The 20,229-nt window shown below is 68.1% G+C and carries 15 protein-coding genes and 2 pseudogenes; 5 read left to right on the forward strand and 12 right to left on the reverse strand.

All coding sequences use genetic code 11. The annotated features are described in order from the left end of the window. The first annotated feature begins 554 nt into the window (after nt 1–554). Nucleotides 555–3,581 (forward strand): TonB-dependent receptor domain-containing protein, encoded by a 3,027-nt coding sequence (locus tag HX774_RS16115; RefSeq protein WP_178828441.1) that lies wholly within the window; start codon nt 555–557, stop codon nt 3,579–3,581. A 230-nt stretch (nt 3,582–3,811) separates the two neighbouring features. Here the strand turns inward: HX774_RS16115 and HX774_RS16120 are convergent, their stop codons facing one another. From HX774_RS16120 to HX774_RS20425, 10 genes and pseudogenes are all read right to left on the reverse strand, one after another. Continuing rightward, complete coding sequence (locus HX774_RS16120; protein WP_178828443.1) at nt 3,812–6,931, reverse strand: efflux RND transporter permease subunit; 3,120 nt, start codon at nt 6,929–6,931, stop codon at nt 3,812–3,814. Nucleotides 6,932–6,940: 9 nt separating this feature from the next. Beyond that, on the reverse strand, nt 6,941–8,068 hold the full coding sequence (locus tag HX774_RS16125; RefSeq protein ID WP_370523724.1) for an efflux RND transporter periplasmic adaptor subunit: 1,128 nt from the start codon (nt 8,066–8,068) through the stop codon (nt 6,941–6,943). A 174-nt stretch (nt 8,069–8,242) separates the two neighbouring features. Further along, nucleotides 8,243–8,635, reverse strand: a complete 393-nt coding sequence (locus tag HX774_RS16130) for a DUF6491 family protein (RefSeq protein ID WP_178828447.1) — start codon at nt 8,633–8,635, stop codon at nt 8,243–8,245. Nucleotides 8,636–8,683: 48 nt separating this feature from the next. Then, complete coding sequence (gene mnmD, locus HX774_RS16135; protein WP_178828449.1) at nt 8,684–10,516, reverse strand: tRNA (5-methylaminomethyl-2-thiouridine)(34)-methyltransferase MnmD; 1,833 nt, start codon at nt 10,514–10,516, stop codon at nt 8,684–8,686. A 116-nt stretch (nt 10,517–10,632) separates the two neighbouring features. Then, nucleotides 10,633–10,911, reverse strand: a complete 279-nt coding sequence (locus tag HX774_RS16140; protein WP_114817257.1) for a hypothetical protein — start codon at nt 10,909–10,911, stop codon at nt 10,633–10,635. A 188-nt stretch (nt 10,912–11,099) separates the two neighbouring features. Next, on the reverse strand, nt 11,100–11,390 hold the full coding sequence (locus HX774_RS16145; RefSeq protein WP_114817256.1) for a hypothetical protein: 291 nt from the start codon (nt 11,388–11,390) through the stop codon (nt 11,100–11,102). A 104-nt stretch (nt 11,391–11,494) separates the two neighbouring features. Then, on the reverse strand, nt 11,495–11,767 hold the full coding sequence (locus HX774_RS16150) for a hypothetical protein (protein WP_178828451.1): 273 nt from the start codon (nt 11,765–11,767) through the stop codon (nt 11,495–11,497). 84 nt (nt 11,768–11,851) lie between these two features. Beyond that, nucleotides 11,852–12,721, reverse strand: coding sequence for a flagellar motor stator protein MotA (gene motA / locus HX774_RS16155; protein ID WP_114817254.1), 870 nt, complete (start codon nt 12,719–12,721; stop codon nt 11,852–11,854). Between the two features lie 118 nt (nt 12,722–12,839). Continuing rightward, nucleotides 12,840–13,460 (reverse strand): hypothetical protein, encoded by a 621-nt coding sequence (locus HX774_RS20145; protein ID WP_370523725.1) that lies wholly within the window; start codon nt 13,458–13,460, stop codon nt 12,840–12,842. Nucleotides 13,461–13,532: 72 nt separating this feature from the next. Next, nucleotides 13,533–14,724: pseudogene (locus HX774_RS20425) on the reverse strand (AMP-binding protein); the annotation flags it as partial. Between the two features lie 252 nt (nt 14,725–14,976). Between HX774_RS20425 and HX774_RS16165 the strand changes: the two are divergent. Next, the gene (locus HX774_RS16165) at nt 14,977–15,564 is read left to right on the forward strand and encodes a hypothetical protein (RefSeq protein WP_178828453.1); all 588 of its coding nucleotides are present in this window, start codon (nt 14,977–14,979) and stop codon (nt 15,562–15,564) included. Between the two features lie 54 nt (nt 15,565–15,618). Here HX774_RS16165 and HX774_RS16170 read toward each other — a convergent pair whose 3' ends face one another. Continuing rightward, nucleotides 15,619–16,932, reverse strand: a complete 1,314-nt coding sequence (locus HX774_RS16170) for a sorbosone dehydrogenase family protein (protein ID WP_178828455.1) — start codon at nt 16,930–16,932, stop codon at nt 15,619–15,621. Nucleotides 16,933–16,944: 12 nt separating this feature from the next. Continuing rightward, nucleotides 16,945–17,529, reverse strand: a complete 585-nt coding sequence (locus HX774_RS16175; protein ID WP_255500497.1) for a lipocalin family protein — start codon at nt 17,527–17,529, stop codon at nt 16,945–16,947. A gap of 139 nt (nt 17,530–17,668) precedes the next feature. Between HX774_RS16175 and HX774_RS16180 the strand changes: the two genes are divergently transcribed. From HX774_RS16180 to HX774_RS16190, 3 genes and pseudogenes are all read left to right on the forward strand, one after another. Next, nucleotides 17,669–18,604, forward strand: coding sequence for an ABC transporter ATP-binding protein (locus HX774_RS16180; protein WP_178828457.1), 936 nt, complete (start codon nt 17,669–17,671; stop codon nt 18,602–18,604). After that, nucleotides 18,604–19,371: an ABC transporter permease gene (locus HX774_RS16185; RefSeq protein ID WP_178828459.1), complete on the forward strand. Its 768-nt coding sequence runs from the start codon at nt 18,604–18,606 to the stop codon at nt 19,369–19,371. Before HX774_RS16180 ends, HX774_RS16185 begins: the two co-directional genes overlap by 1 nt. Before the next feature lie 97 nt (nt 19,372–19,468). Next, nucleotides 19,469–20,229, forward strand: a pseudogene (locus tag HX774_RS16190) (hypothetical protein); the annotation flags it as partial.

Consider the following 20,229-nt stretch of genomic DNA (forward strand, 5'->3'; position numbering starts at 1 on the left):
GGCCCGCGCGGTCGGGCCGGCGACGGGGGCGAACATGGGCATGGCCTTGCCGCCCCGACCGCGCGGGCCGTCCTGGACGAAGGGCGCGGCCATCTCCTGCATGCCTGGATTCTGGCCTGCGCTCTGGCCGGGGACGTGGACGGGCTTGGGCGACGGTGTCGAGGGAGAACGAGCCATGAACGTCAAGGTAGTGCGCGCGGGCGCGGGACGCCATAGGGCGGCGATTGTGGCGGCGGAGGCGGGACGGCGGGCTGCGCGCCCTGATGTGGCTCGAACGATGCCGCAATCACGCCGAATAGCGTCACAATACGGGCAATATTTGGCTAACAATCGCCTTAAATGGACGAATTGTGGTTCAAAGTCGGTTCATTGGCGTCAAAATTGACGCGCTTTTTCACAGAACGTCGCTTTATAGCAATATTTTGGTTGCCTCATTGTGTTCGTGTGCCTAGCCCTCGATCAACCAAGAAACGTAGAGTCGAACATTGGTATCCGAAACAACGTTCTCGTAACGTTGTGTCAGTTGTTCAATATTCACAGGTACACAGAGGCATATGAGCACTCGTAAAGACTACCTGCTGGGCACGACGATGGTGGCTGGCGCCGCTGCTTTGTCGTTGACCCTGCTCGCTCCGGGAGCCGCGTTCGCTCAGGACGCAACCAATACCCAGGAAGCTGCATCGACGATCGATGAAGTCGTCGTCGTCGGCTCGCGCATTCGTCGCGACAATTTCAACGCTCCGTCGCCGACCCAGGTCGTGACGCGTGAAGAAGCGACCCTGCAAGGTTTCGCCTCGACCACGGAAGCCCTGCAAAGCACGGGCGTCACCGGCGGCACGGCGCAGATCAACAGCTCCTACGGCGGCTACGTCACCGACGGCGGCCCCGGCGCCAATACCATCGGCCTGCGCGGCATGGGCCCGAGCCGCACCCTGGTGCTGCTGAACGGCCGTCGCGTCTCGCCGGCCGGCTCGCGCGGTTCGGTCGGCTCGGCCGACCTGAACGTGCTGCCGACCGCCATGATCGACCGCGTCGAAGTCCTGCGCGACGGCGCTTCGTCGGTGTACGGCTCGGACGCCGTGGCCGGCGTGGTCAACATCCAGACCCGCAAGAACTTTGAAGGCCTGTCGCTGGAAGCCCAGCGCAACGAGCCCCTGGAAGCCAACGGCGCCGGCGGTTCGACCCGCTTCTCGCTGACGGCCGGCGCACGCGGCGACCGCTGGCGGGCCGCCGGTTCGATCGAGCGCTATGAGCGCGACGAACTGACCCTGCGCGACCGTGCCTTCACGCGTTGCCAGACGGACGGTTACATCGACCGCACGACGGGCGGCAGCCTGGACTATGTCGATCCGATCACCGGCCAGCCCAAGTGCTATCCGATCACGGACACCGGCTCGAACGGTTCGTCGATCAACACCGTCAGCATCGGCGTCGAAGGCCCGCTGGACAAGTACGGCCGTCGCACCTTCGTGGGCGTGGACGGCGTCGGCGCCGCCGGCTCGGTCGGCACCAACTTCAACCGCTGGCGTCCGAACTCGGCCGTCAACTCGGGCGTGATCGGCTTTGAAGGCGTCGGCGGCGGCGACAACGACCTCAACGTGCGCGACACCTTCGAAGACCGCATGCTGAACGAGTCGCTGATCTCGCCGGTCGAGATCACGACCCTGTACGGCGAAGCCGGCTACCAGCTGAACGCCTTGGGCAACGCCGAAGTCTATGGCGAAGTCCTGATCAACCAGCGCGACTCGTCGCAGACGGGCTATCGCCAGCTGTCGCTGGACTACGCCAAGGGCAGCGCCCTGCTGCCGGACGACCTGGCCTTCAGCACCGTCATGACGGATCAGGGCCTGAACAAGGGCCAGGACGTCGGCGTTCGCGCCTTCATCGGCTTCGGCAACGACCACTCGACGCAAGAGCAGGTCTTCAACCGCAACGTCGTCGGCATCAAGGGTGACTTCTTCATCCCGGAATGGCGCTACGACATGTCGGCCAGCTACTCGCGGTCGCGTTCGGAATACACCAGCCAGCAGTTCCTCAAGAACCGCATGATCGAAAGCCTGGACGTCGTTGAAGTCGCCCCGGGCAAGTTTGAATGCGCTGAGCTGGCCAGCAACCCGGGCTGCATCGCGGCGCCGGCGCTGAGCAGCCAGGTCATCGGCGGCGTCCTGCCGCAGGACTGGGTCAACTACGTCTTCCGTCCGGTCAAGGGCGTCACCACCTACGAAGAGAAGATCGTCAGCCTCGGCATCGACGGTCCGCTGTTCGACCTGCCGGCCGGCAAGGTCATGGGCTTCTTCGGCGCCGAATGGCGTGACTCGGAAATCGACGACACCCCGGGTCTCGATTCGCAGAATGACAACACCTACAACTTCTCCAGCTCCGCCATCACGCGCGGTTCGGACTCGGTGTGGGAAGTCTTCGGTGAAGTCGAAGCGCCGCTGCTGCGCGACGCGCCGTTCGCCAAGGAACTGACGATCAACGGTTCGTTCCGTTACACGGACTACGACTCGTACGGCGACGACACGACCTACAAGGTCGGCCTGGTCTATCAGCCGGTCGACATGCTGACCTTCCGCGCCACCTACGGCACCTCCTACCGCGCCCCGGCGCTGTTCGAGCAGTTCGTCGGCGCCTCGACCGGCTTCCTGTCGAACACGTTGGACAGCTGCAACGAGTACGGCAAGCCGAACGTCAACCCGAACCGCAAGGCGAACTGCGCGGCTGAGGGTCTGCCGGATACCCACTACAACCTGCGCAGCATCAAGGTTGTGACCCTGGGCGGCGCCGACGCCGGCCTGGAAGCTGAAACCTCGACCAACCTGACGGTCGGCGCGATCCTGCAACCGACCCTGCCGATGGGCTGGGGCAAGCTGGACTTCGCCGTCGACTACTACGAAATCGAAGTCAAGAACGGCGTGTCGCAGTACGGCGCACGCAACATCCTGACGCGCTGCTACAACTCCAGCACCGCTGATTTCGCAGCCGACGTGGGCTTCTGCTCGCTGGTTGACCGCGACCTGAGCACCGGCGAACTGACGGTCCAGGACAGCTACGTCAACCTGTCGACGGATGTCGTGAAGGGCCTGGACTACACCCTCCGCTATCGTAACGATGTCGGCCCGGGCACGGTCCTGTTCAACCTGGCCGTGACCCAGTACACGGAAGTGGCGAACCGCCTGTTCGAAACCGACCCGCTGATCGACTACAAGGGGCAGATCAACAACCCCGAGTTCACCGCGACGGCTGACGTTTCCTATGCGTGGGACAAGTGGCGCGTGCGCTACGGCGTCGAGTGGGTTCAGTCGATGGACAGCCATGACTACATCGGCGTCCACCCGAGCGACGCGGCTGCCGACAGCAACATGTACGACTTCTCGGTGCCGGACTACTACCTGCACAATACGTCGGTGCAGTACACGGGTGAAGGCTGGACGGCGACGGTCGGCGTTCGCAACCTGCTGAACGAAGACCCGCCCACCATCTCGTCGGGCTACTACAACCGGGTCGGCAACGCCCCGCTGTACTCGAGCTACGACTACCTGGGCCGGACGGCCTTCGTGAACCTCACGAAGTCCTTCTAAGGTCTGACCTGATTTCAGGTTGAGGAAAGGGCGGCGGACTTCGGTCCGCCGCCCTTTCTGCGTTCGGGGGGCTTGGGCTTGGGACCCGTGGCGACGGGCGATGCTTCGCGCCGGGCCATGGCTAGAGGACTTCCTCGGGCCTTAGGGAAGAAGGCCCCAGCCGACTTGGCATCAAAGAAAAGCCCCGGAGCATGGGCTCCGGGGCTTTCTTCGTGTCCGATCTGGGGGCGTCAGTCGCCTAGATAGGGCTGGGCGCCGACCGGGGGCTGGGGCTTCACCGGGGCGGGCTCGTCGGCCATGCGGTGCTGGCCGGCGAAGGCCTTGCCGATGCGGCGACGGCCCCAGCCGGCGATGTCGTCGACGATGGTGAAGATGGCCGGGATGTAGAGCAGCGACAGGAAGGTCGAGGAGATCAGGCCGCCCAGGACCGCGATGGCCATGGGCGAGCGGAACTCGACGTCGGCGCCGATGCCCATGGCGACAGGCACCATGCCGGCCCCCATGGCGAAGGTGGTCATCAGGATGGGGCGCGCCCGCTTGTGGGCGGCGTCCATGATGGCGTCATAGCGGGACATGCCGTCCTTCTCGGCCATGATGACGTAGTCGACCAGAAGGATGGAGTTCTTGGCCGCAATGCCCATCAGCATCAGCACCCCGATCAGCGAAGAGATCGAGAAGCTGGAGCCGCCGAGCAGCAGGGCCACGAAGGCGCCGCCGATGGCCAGGGGCAGTGCGGCCATGATGGTGATCGGATAGGCGAAGCTTTTGAACAGCAGGACCAGGACCGCGTACATCAGCAGGATGCCGGTGCCGAAGGCGATGGCGAAGCCGGTGATCATCTCCTGGATGAACTCGGCGTCCCCGGCCGGAACCTGACGCACGCCTTCGGGCAGTTTCTGGACCGAGGGCAGCTTCTGCACCCGCTGGGCGGCGTCGCCGGTGCGGATGCCGTCCAGTTCGGCGGTGATCGAGGCGATGCGCGAGCGGTCCTGACGGCTGACGGTCGCGGGCCCGGCGCCGAACTCGATGTCGGCGACGGCGCTGAGCGGCACGGCGGCGCCCGAGGCGGTGGGCACGCGCAGGGTCTCCAGCACGTTCAGGTCCTGACGGGCCGTGTCGGTCAGTTGCAGGCGGATCGGCACCTGACGGTCGCCCAGGTTGTACTTGGGCAGGTTCTGATCGACGTCGCCGAGGGTGGCGACGCGGACGGCCTGAGAGATGGAGCCGGTCGAGACGCCGGCCAGGGCCGCTTCGTCAGGACGCGGCGTGACCAGGATCTCCGGGCGGGCGATGGCGGCGGTGTTGACCACATTGGCCAGGCCGGGAACGCCGCGCATCTCCTCTTCGACCTGGCGCGCGGCGGCGTTCAGGGCGGTCGGGTTGTCGCCCAGAATGGCGAAGGTGTAGCGGGTGCCGTCGCTGGGGCCGCCGCCCTGCTGGGCGATGCCGGCGCTGATGCGGGCGCCGGGGATGGTCTTCAGCTGGTCGACCATTTCGCGGGCGAAGGCCTGCTGGCTGAGCTTGCGCTCGCCCTTCTTGACCAGGTCGGCGTAGATATTGGCCTGGTTGACGTCCTGGCCGCCGATGGCGGCGTAGACCGAGGTGACTTCCGGGCGGGATTGCAGGGTGCGGGTGACGCGTTGAACCACGGCGTCGGTCTCGCGCAGGGTGGCGCCGGGCGGCAGTTCGATCTGGAAGGCGGCGCGCGACTGGTCGCCCGAGGGGCTGAACTCGAACGGCAGCTTGGTGGCCAGGAAGCCAGAGCCGACGAAGATGGCGATGCCGACGGCGAAGACCTTCCAGCGGTTGCCGAGGCACCAGCGCAGGGCGCGCAGATAGCCAGGCATCCACAGGGGGTCCTTGTCCTCATGCTTGGTGTGCTTCAGCAGATAGGCGGCCATCAGCGGGGTCAGGGTCCGCGCCACGACCAGCGAGAAGGCGACCGAGACGCAGGCGGCCAGGGCGAAGGCCTTGAAGAATTGGCCGATGATGCCCGGCATGAAGCCGACGGGGGCGAAGACGGCGATGATGGTCGAGGTGGTGGCAACGACGGCCAGGCCGATCTCGTCGGCGGCCTCCATCGAGGCTGCGTAGGGCGGTTTGCCGTCGCGCATGTGCCGCACGATGTTCTCGATCTCGACGATGGCGTCGTCGACTAGGATGCCGATGGTCAGCGACAGGGCCAGCAGCGTCACCACGTTCAGCGACTGGTCCATCGGGCCGAGGATGGCGAAGGCCGGGATCAGCGACATCGGCATGGCCGTGGCCGCGATCAGGGTGGCCCGCCAGTCGCGCAGGAATATGAAGACCACGATGACGGCCAGGACGGCGCCGAGGACCAGGGCCTCGATCGAGGCGATGTAGCTTTCCTCGATATACTGGACGCTGGAAGTGACCTGTTCGATGGTCAGCTCGGCGTGGGCCTCGTCGATCTTGGCGACCTCTTCGCGGACCTTTTGCGAGACGGTGACTTCGCTGGCCTCGCGCGAGCGCAGGAAGTTGAAGGTGACGGCTTCCTGGCCGTTGTAGCGGGCCAGGCGGCGCGGCTCGGTCCACTTGTCCTCGACGCGGCCCAGGTCGCCCAGGCGCACGCTGCGGCCGTCGCCCAGGGGGATCAGGGTCTGGCGCAGCTGCTCGACCGAACCAGCCGAGCCCAGGGTGCGGATGGCGCGTTCCGAACCGGCCACGGTGACGCGGCCGCCCGGCAGGTCGGTGTTGACGCTGGTCAGGGCCTGGCTGACCTGGGCGGCGGTGACGCCGTAGGCGGCCAGGCGGTCGGGGTCCAGCTCGACGCGGATCTCCCGATCGACGCCGCCCGAGCGGTTGACCTCGCCCACGCCGCCCAGGGCCAGCAGGGCGCGGCTCATCTCGTTGTCGATGAACCAGCTGATCTGTTCCGGCGACATCGTCGGCGAGCGGACCACATAGGTGATCAGGGCGTCGCCGGTGATGTCGATGCGCTGGACCGTCGGTTCCTGCATGTCCTGGGGCAGGGTGGCGCGCACGCCGCTCATGGCGTTGCGCACGTCGTTGGTGGCGCGTTCGGTGTCGGTGCCCAGCTCGAACTCGATGGTGGTCGAGGAGACCCCGTCCGAGATGTTCGAATAGATGTGGCGCACGCCCGACAGGCCGGCGATCGAGTCCTCGATCGGACGCGTGACCTGCACCTCCATCTCGCTGGGCGCCGCGCCCGGACGGGCGGCGGTGACGGCGACCAGGGGGAAGTCGATGTCGGGGTTGTTGTTGATCCGCATCCCCGAGAAGCCGATCACGCCGCTGATCGTCAGCAGGACGAACAGCAGGATGATCGGAATGGGGTTCTTGATGGCCCAGGACGAGATGTTGTTCATGGCCGGGGCCTACTTCTTGGCCGGAGCGGCGGCGGCGGGCGCAGCGGCCGGCTGGCCGGTCGAGATCGTGACCTTGTCGCCGTCGCTGAGGAAGCCGGCGCCCTGAACCACGACGCGGACGCCGGGCTCGACGCCGCTGACCGAGGTCTGGTCGTCGCGGCGCGAGAGCACTGTCACCGGCCGGAAGCTGGCCGCGTTGTCGGCGCCGAGGACAAAGACCCCGGCCTTGTTGTTGCGATAGAGGACGGCGCCGGTCGGCACCACGGTCGCGGGCTGGGCGCCGGCGTCGATGGCGGCGCGGGCGAACATGCCGGGCTTCAGGCCGCTGCCGGGCGACAGGGTGATACGGGCCAGGCCCAGGCGGGTCTGGGCGTCGACCTCGGGCGTGACGATGCGGATCGTGCCGGTGGTGGTCACGCCTTCGTTGGAGGTGATGGTGGCGGTCTGGCCGGCGCGCAGGGCGGGCAGGTCGGTCTCGGGCACCTGGGCGTCCAGTTCCAGGCGACCGTCGCGGACCATGCGGAACAGCTGGGTTCCCGCCTCGACGATCTGGCCCTTGGTGACGTTGCGGCTGATGATCAGGCCCGAGACAGGGGCCTTGATCTCGGCCTGGGACAGGCGGGTGCGGATTTCCGAAAGGGCGGCGCGGGCCGAGGCCAGGTTGGCCTGCGAGGCGCGCTGGTTGGCCAGGGCCGTGTCCAGCGAGGCCTGGCTGAGGAAGCCGCGTTGCTTCAGTTCCTGGGCGCGGCCCAGGGCGGCGTCGTCGCGGGCGGCGTTGGCCTCGGCGGTCTGCACGCCCGCCTGCTGCTGGCGCAGTTGGGCTTGCAGCAGGGCGTCGTTCAGCTTGACCAGGACCTGGCCCTGACGGACGTAGGCGCCTTCGTCGACATAGACGCCGACGGCGGTCAGGCCGCCGGTTTCGGCGCCGATCGGGACTTCTTCCCAGGCCGAGACCGAACCCGAGGCGACGATGACGCGGGGCAGGGCGACCTCGGCGGCCGTGGCGGCTGATACGGTCTGACGCGAGGCGCCATGCGTTTCGGCCTTGGACTTGTCGTCGCCGCCGCCGCAGGCGGACAGGGTCAGAGCGGCGGCCGCCGCGAGGAGGAGGGCCGGAGTACGAAGGGTGGTCGCCACGTGCGAAGATCCTTGAAGGGTCGGTGCAGGGAGGGCGCGAACCATTCTGTCCGGCGCCGGACGCGAGTTTGATAGCCACGCTTCATAGCGTTTCCGCGAAGCGTTCTCAAACCTCGCACACCACCATTACCGCGAAGTAACCTCGCCGCCATGGGGGATGAATTTAGCCCCGGATCAAGGGCGGTCGCGAGACGGCAGGGCCATGACCTCGGCCTCGGTCAGTTTCTTGACCACCCGGACGCGGCAGGGCTCATGCGGGGGCGCGCCGACCAGAAGGCGCGAGGTGTCGCCGACGCAAAGGCGGCTGAGCCCGCCGCTGGGCACGAAGGCGATGGCGAAGGCGAAGTCGACATCGGAACACATGCCGAAGGTCTGGAGCTCGAACACGTCCTTGTTGCGTGCGCGGACATAGATGCTCTGGTTGTTTCCGCGGAAATTGTCGACCTGATCCGTGTAGAAACACTGTGAGCCGCGAGAGGCGGTCGGGGCGCCGTCGCCGGGGGCCATCGGGGCGCAGGCGGCCAGAGCGGTCGCGCCAGCGGCGGCGATCAGAAGGCGGCGGGACATGGGAAGCTCCGTTGAGTTCGGCGTCGCGTGAGCATGGCGGAAATCTGGCTACGTCGTATTAGCGCGAGCGGGGCCCTTTGGTTGCGCGAAGACACGCGAGGCCGTGAGGCGGGCGGCGAAGGCGGCGGGCAGGGGCGAGGACTGGCCTAGAATGACCGCCGCCAGATGCTCGCCCAGCAGGGGGGCGACGCAGAATCCGCGCGAACCGAGGCCGGTTAGGGCATAGAGGCCGGGCTGATGCAGGGCGCCGACAACGGGCAGGCGGTCGGGGGTGGTGGCGCGCACGGCCTTGCGGGTCTGGGACGCGCCTGCGGCCTCGACCTGGGCGGCCAGGCCGGGCAGGGCGGCGGCCAGGGTCGCGAGGTTACGGGCGGAGGCCTCGGCGGCGGGCGTCAGGTCGGTCTGGTCCCGGTCATGGGTGGCGCCGAACAGCAGGCCGGTTCCGGTCGGCACGGCGTAACCGCCCCAGGCGACGGGCGGCGTGGTCGGGCCGTCGATCCACTGAGCCTGACCCGCGACGGGGGCCAGCGACAGGTCGGGCGCGAGGGCGGCGTTTCCCCATCCCGCGGTCAGGACCACGGCGTCGGCCTGGACCAGGATCGCGCCGTCGGCGTCGCGCAGGGTCCAGCCGTCGTTCTCGGCCTGAAGGCCGGCGACGGCGGCGGTCAGGCGTTCGGCGCCCGTCAGCCAGGGTTCGAGCACCGCCGAAGGGCGCAGGGCCAGCGCCCCCTGCATCAGCAGGCCGCCAGCCGGAACGGACTCGCCGACATGGCGGGCGCAGGCGGCGGCGTCGAGGCGGGTCATGGTGAAGGCGGGCCAGAGGTCCTGGACGGCGACCTTGTCGAAGCGGGTCGCGTCGCGCAGGGTCTGTTCCAGTTGCAGCACGCCTTCGGCGATCACGGCGTCGGGCAGGGCGCGATAGAGGGCGCGCGCGCGTTCCAGGGCTTGGGCGTGGAAGCCGGCGATGAGGGCGTCGCCGGCGTCGAGGCGGGGCGTGACGAGGGCGGCGGGAAAGCCGGAGCCGCCCGCGCCAGGGCGCTCGGCCTCGACGACGGTGACGAGGGCGCCGCCCGCGATCAGGGCGCGGGCGACGGAGGCCCCGGCGATGCCGGCGCCGACGACGGCGATGTGGCGTTGTGGACGGTCGGCGGGCGGCGGCGAGGGCAGGCGCGCCTCCAGCCGTTCGCGCTTGCGCCCGTGGCCGGGCTTCTTCTCGACGACGAAGCCCTGCTCGGCCAGACCGCGCCGCACGGCGCCTGCGACGGTAAAGGTGGCGACCCGCGCGCCGGGGGCGGAACGGGCGGCGATCAGGGCCATGATCTCGGGCGACCACATGCCGGGGTTGAGGGCGGGCGAGAAGCCGTCGAGGAACCAGGCGTCGGCCGGGCCGGACCATTGCTCCACCGCCCACCGGGCGTCGCCGACGGCCAGGTCGATGCGGGCGTTCCATTGCGGCAGATCGAGGCGGTGGAAGCCGGGGGTTCCGTCCGGCCAGACGGCGAGGACGGCGTTCGCGGTTTCGGCCAGTTCGGGCCAGGCGGACAGGGCGCGGGCGGCCTCGTCGCGGCTCAGGGGGAAGCCTTCGATGGAGAAGACGTGCAGTCGGCTGTTCGACGGGCGGGTGCGGCGCCAGAGGTCGAGCAGGGCCACTATGTTCAGGCCGGTGCCGAAGCCCAGTTCCGCCACGGTGAAGTCGGCGCGATCCGCCCATGCGTCCGGCAGGCCGCAGCCGTCGAGGAAGACGGCGCGGGTTTCGGCCAGGCCGTCGTCCTTGGAGAAATAGACGTCGCCGAACCGGCCGGAGCGGGGCGAGCCGTCCTCGGCCCAGACCAGTCGGGGAGAGGCGTCGTCGGAGGACTGTTCGCGCGGGTCGTCGATCATGGCCGGGCTTTAGCCGTCAGCTGCCCGGCTGGATAGCAGGCACGAAAAAAGGGGCCGTCCGAAGACGACCCCTTTCCGCATCGCGACCCGTAAGGCCGCGATCCAAGACGTAAGTCTTAGTGAGCAGCGGCCGGAGCGGCGGCAGCCGGAGCAGCGGCGGCCGGAGCGGCGGCAGCAGCTTCAGCAGCAGCGGCCGGAGCAGCGGCGGCAGCTTCGCCAGCGGCGGCAGCGGCGTCGGTGGCAGCGGCGTCGGCGGTGGCGGCGGCGTCCGTAGCGGTCGCAGCGGCTTCCGAAGCGTCGGCAGCGGCGTCTTCAACCTTGTCGGTGGCGGCGGGTTGGCAAGCAGCCAGGGCCAGAGCGGCGGCCGAAGCGGCGATCAGAGCGGTGATGCGCATAATTTTTTGTCCTTCAGAAGGGAAACGCGAGATCATGAATCCTCGCTGAGGGGAGATAACGGGATCGTGAGCGAAACCGCAAGCGAAATTCTCACGGGTTCGTGAAGTCCCGTTATCCGCATGAAGAAAGGGCCGCCCCGACGTCAGTCGGAGCGGCCCCTGGCCGGCTTTTTGACGGTCGAACTTTTTTAGTTGGCGGGAGCCGGGGCGGCCGGAGCGGGGGCCGGAGTCATGGCGGCGCCGGCGGCGTCGGCGGCCTTTTCAGTGGCGGCGCCGGCTGAAGCGGCGGCGTCGGTTGCGGCGCCGGCGGCGGCGGAAGCCGCGTCAGCGGCCTGGTCGGCCGCGACGACGGCCGTATCGGCGGCGGCGTCAGCGGTCGTGGCGGCGGCTTCTTCGGTCTTGGTCGCCGGTTGCTGGCAGGCGGCCAGCGACAGGGCGCTGAGGCCCGCGGCGACGATCATCAGGCGACGGATGGTCATGAGACTATAGCCCCTCAGATATCAGTTTCCGGCGGGACCATCCCGCCGACGTAAGGCGTAACGCGAGATTACGGGGTTCGACAAGCCCGATGTCGCCTTGGGCCTCAGGCCGAGGGCGGCGGCGGCGGCGTGGGCGGGGTCATGGGATCGGTCGGCGGCGTGTCGTCGGACGGAGGCGTGGGCGACGGACGAGGAGGCGGGACCGATTCGCCGGGCGGCGGGGCGGCGTCGTCCTGAGCATCAGAGGGCGTCGTCGATTCGCTGGAGACGGCGACGGGCTCGACCGCGCCAGGCGACGGCGTCGGGGCGGCGGCGTGGTTGCAGGCCGACAGCGTCAGCAGGGCCGAGGCGGCGCGCAGGGGCGGGAGGGCCTTCATGCGAAGCTCCACGGGTGATGCACGCGAACGTGACCCGTGGAGAACCGGCGTGAGGGAACTGTGTTCCCGTGGTCTTGCCCGAGGTCAGGCGTCCGTGGGCGCGGCGGCCAGGGCTTCTTCCATCTCGGTGAAGGAGGGCTGGGCCGTCGAGGGTATGTCGCCGCGGCCGATCTCGACCGAGATCTGGGCGGCGTTGCCGTGCAGGTGGGCGACGAGAACGGAGCGGATGATTCTGTAGTAGGCCGCTTCCTCGTCAATGATCGCGTTCAGGCGTGCGGCGAAGGGGCCGACCAGACCATAGGCCAGGAAGACGCCGAGGAAGGTGCCGACGAGGGCGCCGCCGATCATGCCGCCCAGGACTTCCGGCGGCTCGGTGATCGAGCCCATCGTCTTCACGATGCCGAGGACGGCGGCGACGATCCCCAGGGCAGGCAGGCCGTCGGCCAGGTTCTGCAGGGCGTGAGCCGGGGCCAGGGCCTCGTGGTGGTGCTTCTCCAGCTGCTTTTCCATGGCGTCCTCGATCTGATGCGGATCTTCGAGGTTCATGGTCATCATCCGCAGGGTGTCGCAGATGAAGTCAGTGGCGAAGTGGTCCTTCAGCACCTTGGGGTACTTCTGGAAGATGGGGCTCTCGGCCGGCTTTTCGATGTGGCTTTCCAGGGCGATGACGCCCTTGGACTTCATGGTCTTGGTCAGCTGGAACAGGAGGGACAGCAGGTCCTTGTAGTCCTGCTTCTTCCACTTGGGGCCGGCGAAGGTCTTGCCCAGGCCGCCGAGCGAGCCCTTGATGACCGGCATGCTGTTGGAGATCAGGAAGGCGGCGACGCCCGCGCCGCCGATGGCCATGAACTCGTGCGGCAGGGCGTGCATGATGACGCCGAACTTGCCGCCCGCCAGGACGTAGCTGCCGAACACCATGGCGAACAGCAGGACAATGCCGATAATCTGGAACATGAGGCGGTCGGACGTCCTGGAGGAGAAGGCTCAGGACGCCCGTTATCGGCGTTAATGCTTAAGGGCGGGTTTCACGAATCCCGGTTCGGGACGTGAAAGCGGCGCAGGATGTCGCACCTCAGAGTCGCGTCGTGCCGTCGATGATGGCCTGATAGGCCTTGGCGGTCAGCTTCTGATAGCCGGTCTTGCCGCCGCGCACGTAGACGGCGCCCTCGACCTTTTCCAGATCGAAGCCGTCGGAGACCAGGTCGACCTTGCGGTATTTGAAGGTGCCGGTGGTTTCGGCGGACTTCATCAGGCGCAGGAAGACCGGGCGGGCGTAGGGGGGCAGCTGCTCGTCGGCGTAGGCGGCGAAGGCGGCGGGGTCGAACTTGCCCTCCATCACCAGGCCGGCCATGCCCGCCTTGCCTTCCTGACCGGGGACGGCGACGCCATAGGCGATGACTTCCTGAACCCCCGGGGCGTCATGCAGGCGCTGCTCGACCTCGGCGGTCGAGACGTTTTCGCCCTTCCAGCGGTAGGTGTCGCCCAGGCGGTCCATGAAATAGAAATAGCCCTCGCGGTCCTGACGCATCAGGTCGCCGGTGCGGAACCAGCGGTCGCCCTTCTTGAAGACGTCGGTGAGGATTTTCTTTTCCGAGGCCTTCTTGTCGGCATAGCCCGAGAAGTCGTGGCGGATGTCGGCGGCGATCTGGCCGATGGCCTCGCCCGTTTCACCGACCGAGACCAGCTGGCACATGCCGTCGGCGCGACGCAGGGGCTCGCCCGTTTCCGGGTCCAGCGCGATCAGGCGGATGTTGATCTGCGACTTCAGATAGCCGGGCACGCGGCCGATGGCGCCGGCCTTGCCGTCGAAGTTGAACAGGGAGACGTTGCCCTCGGTGGAGCCGTAGAACTCCATGATGTCCTTGATGCCGAAGCGCTTCTGGAAGTCGGACCAGACGTCGGGGCGCAGGCCGTTGCCGAAGGCCAGCCGCAGCTTGTGGGCGCGCTCCTCGGCGTTGGGCGGGCAGTTGACCAGATAGCGGCACAGCTCGCCGATATAGACGAACATGGTGGCGCCGGAGGTCTTCACGTCGGGCCAGAAATGGGTGGCGGAGAAGCGGCGGGCGGATGATCATCCGCCCGCCGTTCAACAGGATGGAGCCGACCCCGACCAGGCCGCCGGTCGAGTGGTAGAGCGGCAGGCAGTTGTAGAGGGCGTCCTTGGGGGTCGAGGCGGTGGCCCCGGCGAAGGCGCGCATATAGGTGCGGGCGCGCGAGTGCGGGATGCGCGCGGCCTTGGGCAGGCCGGTGGTGCCCGAGGTGAAGATGAACAGGGCCGTGTCGCGGTTGGTCAGGCCGCTGCGCAAGCTCTTGTCCGGGCGCACCGAAGAGGCGCTGCGCACGGCATTGTCGATGTCGCGGCGGTCGTTGGTTTCGTCCTCGTCGGCCAGGCCGTGGACCCAGCTCATCAGGTTGCGGTCGACGAAGGGGCGGGCGTCCTCGACCGCGCGCCAGCAGTCCTGATCCGTCACCACATTGAAGGCGTTGGAGATGGTCAGGCAGTGGGCCAGGGCCTGGCCGGTCAGGTTGGTGTTGATCAGGGCCGTAGCCACGCCGACCTTGGAGAAGCCGATCCAGGCGGCCAGGTATTCGACCCGGTTGTGCATCACCAGGGCGATGACGTCGGAACGCTTCAGGTTCCGCGCCTTGGCCCAGTGGGCGTAGCGGTTGGCCAGGGCGTCCAGCTCGCGATAGGTCAGGCGGCGATTTTCGTCCTCGAGTGCGACATTGTCCGAGAACTTGTCGACCGCTTCCTCGATGTCGTCACAGAGCAGGACGTCGCTGTCGAGGGTGATGGGCTTGATGCGCTTCAGGAGGCGGTACAGCCCGCTCGCGAACCTGATATCGCGCCGGATGTTCGCTGCCAGACCCATGGTTGCGCCGCCTCTTCCCGAAATTAGCCTTTTAACGGTGATGAACGGGCGACGACGACGGGTCAACAGGTCGAAGCGGCGCATCGCCACAATGTTTCGCGAATGCGATGCTTGGGCCTCGCTTTGCGTGACGCAGGGTAAGGTTCTTGCGCGACGTTACGTCAACCGGGGCCGGACCAGAGGCAAGCAAGGGCGTCAGAGATGACAGTCGTATGACTTGATCATGCTTTCGCCTGAACTGTGGCGGGGATGGTGTTTCTTCGAGGCGAGGGCGTTATTCGCGGAACCTTGCTTTTTTGACCAGTGTTGTGGGGACCTGGATAAGGAGAAGACATCATGTCCGTGACCTATACCGATCAGGTTCGCCCCGCCGCCGCCCGCCCCGCCGCCCGTGTCGACAGCGAGGCCTATGTGCCGGTCTATGCCCGCAGCGGCGCGCGCAAGTCGAACAAGCCCGTCAAGACCTGGATGATCCTGGCGCCCCTGGGCGTGCTGGCGGTCGGCGGCGCGGCGGCGGCCATGCTGATGCAACCGGCGGCCCCGGCGGAGGAGGCGGCGCCCTTCGCCCCCCTGGCGGCGCAACTCGCCGCGTCGGAGACGGCGCCGCTGCCGTCGATGCCGATGCAGACCCCGGCTGAGCTGACCACCGTTGCACCGGTCCCGCCGTCAGCAGCGGCTCCGGTGGAGCGTCGTGCGGCCCCGGCCGCTCCGGCTCGGGCCGCCCCGCGCGCCGCCGCTGCGCCGGAAGCGGTCGAGGCGCCGGTCGCGCCCACGGGGCCGCAGCCCTATTTGTCGGTCGCGCCCCAGACAGTTGCGCCCCAGACGGTTGCGCCCCAGCCCGCCGCGCCGATGATCGAAGCCCCGGCGGCGCCCGTTTCGTCATCCGCCGCCCCGGCGCCCATCGTGATCGCGCCGACGACCTGATCGCGCCGAGACTTAAGAAGGAAAGGCCCGGTTCGCGCCGGGCCTTTTCTCTGTTCAGGGACGGGCTGGCGTGACGCGCCAGATGACGTCGCCCACGTCGTCGGCTACCAGCAGGGCGCCGGAGCGGACGCCCAGGACCCCGACCGGGCGGCCCATGGCCTCGCCTTTTTCGTTGCGGAAGCCGGTCAGGACGTCTTGAGGCGGACCCGCCGGCTTGCCGCCGCTGAAGGGGACGAAGATGACCTTATAGCCGGCGGGCGGGTTGCGGTTCCATGAGCCGTGCTGGCCGACGATGGCCCCGTTGCGCCACTGGGGCATCAGGGCGCCGGTATAGAAGGTCAGGCCGAGCGAGGCGGTGTGCGAGCCTAGGGCGTAGTCGGGCTTGATGGCTTTCGCCACCATGTCGGGGCGCGACGGCTGGACCCGCGCATCGACCGTCTGGCCGTAGTAGCTCCACGGCCAGCCGTAGAAGCCGCCGGGCGTGACTGAGGTCATGTAGTCGGGCACCAGGTCGTCGCCGATCTCGTCGCGCTCATTGACCGAGACCCACAGACGTCCGTCCTCGGGGTTCCAGGCCATGCCGACGGGGTTGCGCAGGCCCGAGGCGAAGACGCGCCGCGCGCCTGTGGCCGGGTCGATCTCCAGCACGGCGGCCCGGTCGACCTCTTCGTCCAGGCCGTTCTCGCCGACGTTGGAGTTGGAGCCGACGCCGACATAGAGTTTCGACCCGTCCGCCGAGGCGACCAGGCTCTTGGTCCAGTGGTGATTGCGGCCGGCGGGCAGGTCCGCGACCTTGACCGGCGTCGCCGTGATCTGGGTCTGGCCGCTCTGGTAGGGGACGGCGACCACGGCGTCGGCGTTGGCGACGAACAGGCGGTCGCCGACCAGGGCCATGCCGAAGGGCGAGGTCAGGCCGGACAGGAAGACGGTCTTCGTTTCCGCGACGCCGTCGCCGTCGGCGTCGCGCAGTAGGGTGATGCGGTCAGCGCTAGGCACGCCCGCGCCCGCCTTGCCCATGACCAGGCCCTGAATCCAGCCGCGCAGCCCGCCCGTCTTGTCGTCCGGCTTGGGCGGGGCGTTGCTTTCGGCCACCAGGACGTCGCCGTTGGGCAGCTCATAGAGCCAGCGCGGATGGTCCAGGCCTGTGGCGAAGGCGTTGACCGCCAGCCCCTGCGCCGCGACCGGGGTGCGGCCCTCAGGCCAGCCGACGGCGGGGGCGATCTTGACCGTGGGGATGGTCTGAGGCCGGGCCTCGGGCAGCTGCGGGGCGGCGCCGTAGCCGACGCTTTCGGGTAGCGCGCTTTCCGTGCCGCAGGCGGCGAGCGCCGTCAGCAGGGGCAGGGCGGCGACGAGACGGCGACGGCTCATGGACAAGTCTCCTCAGCGTTCGGGCAGGGCGGGGAACTCCAGTCGGCTGATATCATAGCCCAGTTCGCCCGCGCGTCGCGTCAGGCGCGCCAGCTGGTCGGGGGTGGGGACCTCGCGCGTATAGATGAACAGCTTGTCGAAGGTCGGGTCCGACGAGATGAACCAGCTGTAGTCCTCGGCCCGGTCCAGCACCCAGTAGTCCCAGGTGACGAAGCCCCACAGGTATTTGACCCGCAGCTTGGCGTTCATGCCGGGGTCGAGGATTTCGCCGCGCCCCTCGATGGCCTTCTCGCGGCCCTGAGGCGTGCCGACCTGACAGGTGTCGCGCACGTCGACGCGGGTCGGCGCGGTCAAGGCATAGATGCTGGCCCCGGCCACGCAGCCGTCGGTGATCTTCATGGGCAGGCGCGCCACCTCGTGCCAGCGGCCCGACCACAGGCGTTCGGCGTCGACGGGTTTCAGCGGCTGGGGCGCGCGGGTTTCGCTCATGGACGGGGCCGTGGCGCAGGCGGCCAGGGTCAGGACCAGCATCAGAACCAGGGCGGCGGCCGGCGCCGCAACGGCGAGGCGGCGCAGGGGCAGGGCGGCGACGGGCATGGGAGCCTCCGTGTGACGAACACAGGTTTACGTCCGCCGTTCCCTGTCGGATGACTTCACTCTGGGAATACATGTCGGCGGCGGGGTCTTGAGCACGCCGCCACGCCTGCCTATCTGCCAAGCCTCGCCGGGAGGGGCCATGCCGTCAGTCATCACCATCAAGGGTCTGACCAAGACCTACAAGTCCGGCCATCAGGCGCTGAAGCCCATCGATCTGGAGATCGAGAAGGGCGAGATCTTCGCCCTGTTGGGGCCGAACGGGGCGGGCAAGACGACGATGATCTCCATCGTCTGCGGCATCGTCACGGCCTCGACCGGGACGGTGATCGCCGACGGTCATGACATCCAGAAGGACTATCGCGCCGCCCGCACCAAGATCGGCCTGGTGCCGCAGGAGCTGACGACGGATTCGTTTGAGACCGTGCTGGCCACCGTCACCTTCAACCGGGGCCTGTTCGGCAAGGCGCCGAACCCGGCCCATGTGGAGCGGGTCCTGCGCGACCTGTCGCTGTGGGACAAGAAGGACGCCAAGATCATGACCCTGTCCGGCGGGATGAAGCGCCGCGTCATGATCGCCAAGGCCCTGAGCCACGAACCCGAGATTCTGTTCCTGGACGAGCCCACGGCGGGCGTGGACGTGGAGCTGCGCCGCGACATGTGGGGCCTGGTGCGCAAGCTGCGCGATCAGGGCGTCACCATCATCCTGACCACCCACTATATCGAAGAGGCCGAGGAGATGGCCGACCGGGTGGGGGTCATCCTCAAGGGCGAGCTGATCCTGGTCGAGAAGACCGCGACCCTGATGCGCAAGCTGGGCAAGAAGACCCTGACGCTGAATCTTCAGGAGCCGATGACGGTCATCCCGCCGGAACTGGCCGAATGGGACCTGAGTTTGCAGAACGAGGGCGGGGAGCTGGAATACGCCTTCGACGCCCACGCCGAGAAGACCGGGGTGCCGTCGCTGCTGCGCCGCCTGTCCGATCTGGGCATCGCCTTCAAGGATCTGAACACCCGCCAGAGCTCGCTGGAAGACATCTTCGTCAGCCTGGTCCACCGCGACGGGGAGAGCGCGTGATGAGCTTCAACGGACATGGCGTCTGGGCCATCTATCGTTTCGAGATGGCGCGGGCCCTGCGCACCCTGTGGCAGTCCATCGTGACGCCGGTGATCACCACGGCGCTTTACTTTGTCGTCTTCGGCGGGGCCATTGGCAGTCGGATGGAGGAGGTCGGGGGCGTGCCCTATGGCGCCTTCATCGTGCCGGGCCTGATCATGCTGAGCCTGTTCACCCAGTCGATCTTCAATGCGTCCTTCGGCATCTACTTCCCCAAGTTCACCGGCACCATCTATGAGATCCTGTCGGCGCCCGTCAGTCCGCTGGAGATCGTCATCGCCTATGTCGGGGCGGCGGCGACCAAGTCAGCGGTGCTGGGCCTGATCATCCTGGCGACGGCGGCCCTGTTCGTGCCCTTGCAGATCCTGCACCCCTTCTGGATGCTGGCCTTCCTGATCCTGATCTCGACGACCTTCAGCCTGTTCGGCTTCATCATCGGGGTCTGGGCGCAGAATTTCGAACAGTTGCAGATGATCCCCATGCTGATCGTCACGCCCCTGACCTTCCTGGGCGGGGCCTTCTATTCGATCGACATGCTGCCGGACGGTTGGCGCACGGTGACGCTGTTCAACCCGGTGGTCTATCTGATCTCGGGCTTCCGCTGGGCCTTCTACGGCATAGGCGACGTCAGCGTGGGGTTGAGCCTTACGGCGACGCTGGGCTTCTTCTTCGCCTGTCTGGCGGTGGTGGGCTGGATCTTCAAGACAGGCTATCGTCTGAAGAACTGAACGGGCTCGGCGTGTCACGAAACCGCCGAACTCGCTCAGCAGTTTGAGGGTCTGCCGACCCTTCTCGTGATGCGCGCCGCCCGGCGCCGGAGCCCGAATGTCCGACGCCGACGACAAGTCCGTTCCCTTCGCCCGCCGCCAGGTGCAGTGGGGCCGTCCGCCCCAGACGACCTTCATCGCCGGGCCGCTGCCGCGCGGCACAGGCTTGATGCCGCCGGTGTCGCCCCAGGCGCCGCAAGCGCCGAAGCCTGCGCCTCGTCCGGCTGCGCCGGCGCCCGCCGCGCCGCGTCCGTCCGCGGCGTCGAGCGGTATGTTCGGCGCCTCCCTGGTGCCGCAACGCCGGGCGCCGCAGGCGAACGCTGCGCCGAACCTGCTGACGGCGCCGATGCCGTCTGCGCCCCAGTCTCAGAGCCAGTCTCAGAGCCCGTCGCAGCCTGCACGCGCCGCCGCTCCGGCCGCGCCGGCGGCGCCGACTGCGCCCGTCGATTTGACGCCTCGGGCCTTGCCGGCGGCGCCGGTCGCGGCCCGCGCGCCGGAGGCGGCCCCCGCTCCAGCGCCCAAGCCCGCGCCCGCGCCTGAACCGGCGCCGCGTCCCGTCCTGGCCGAGCCTGTGGTGGAGACGCCTCGGGCCGCGCCCCCTGTGAAGGCCCCAGCCCGCAGCCGCACGCCCCTCTATATCGCCGCCGCCGCCGTGGTGGTGATCGGGGCGCCGGTGGCCACCTGGCTGATCACGCGCTCGAACAGCGAACCGGCGGCGCCGTCCGCGCCTGAGGTTCCGGTCGCGCCGGATGCGGCGCTGGCCGTTCCGGCGGTCGAGGCGGCGTCCGCTGCGGTTGCGGCGCCGCTGACGCCCTCCAC

The sequence above is a fragment of the Brevundimonas sp. P7753 genome, assembly GCF_013386595.1.
Taxonomy (GTDB): domain Bacteria; phylum Pseudomonadota; class Alphaproteobacteria; order Caulobacterales; family Caulobacteraceae; genus Brevundimonas; species Brevundimonas bullata.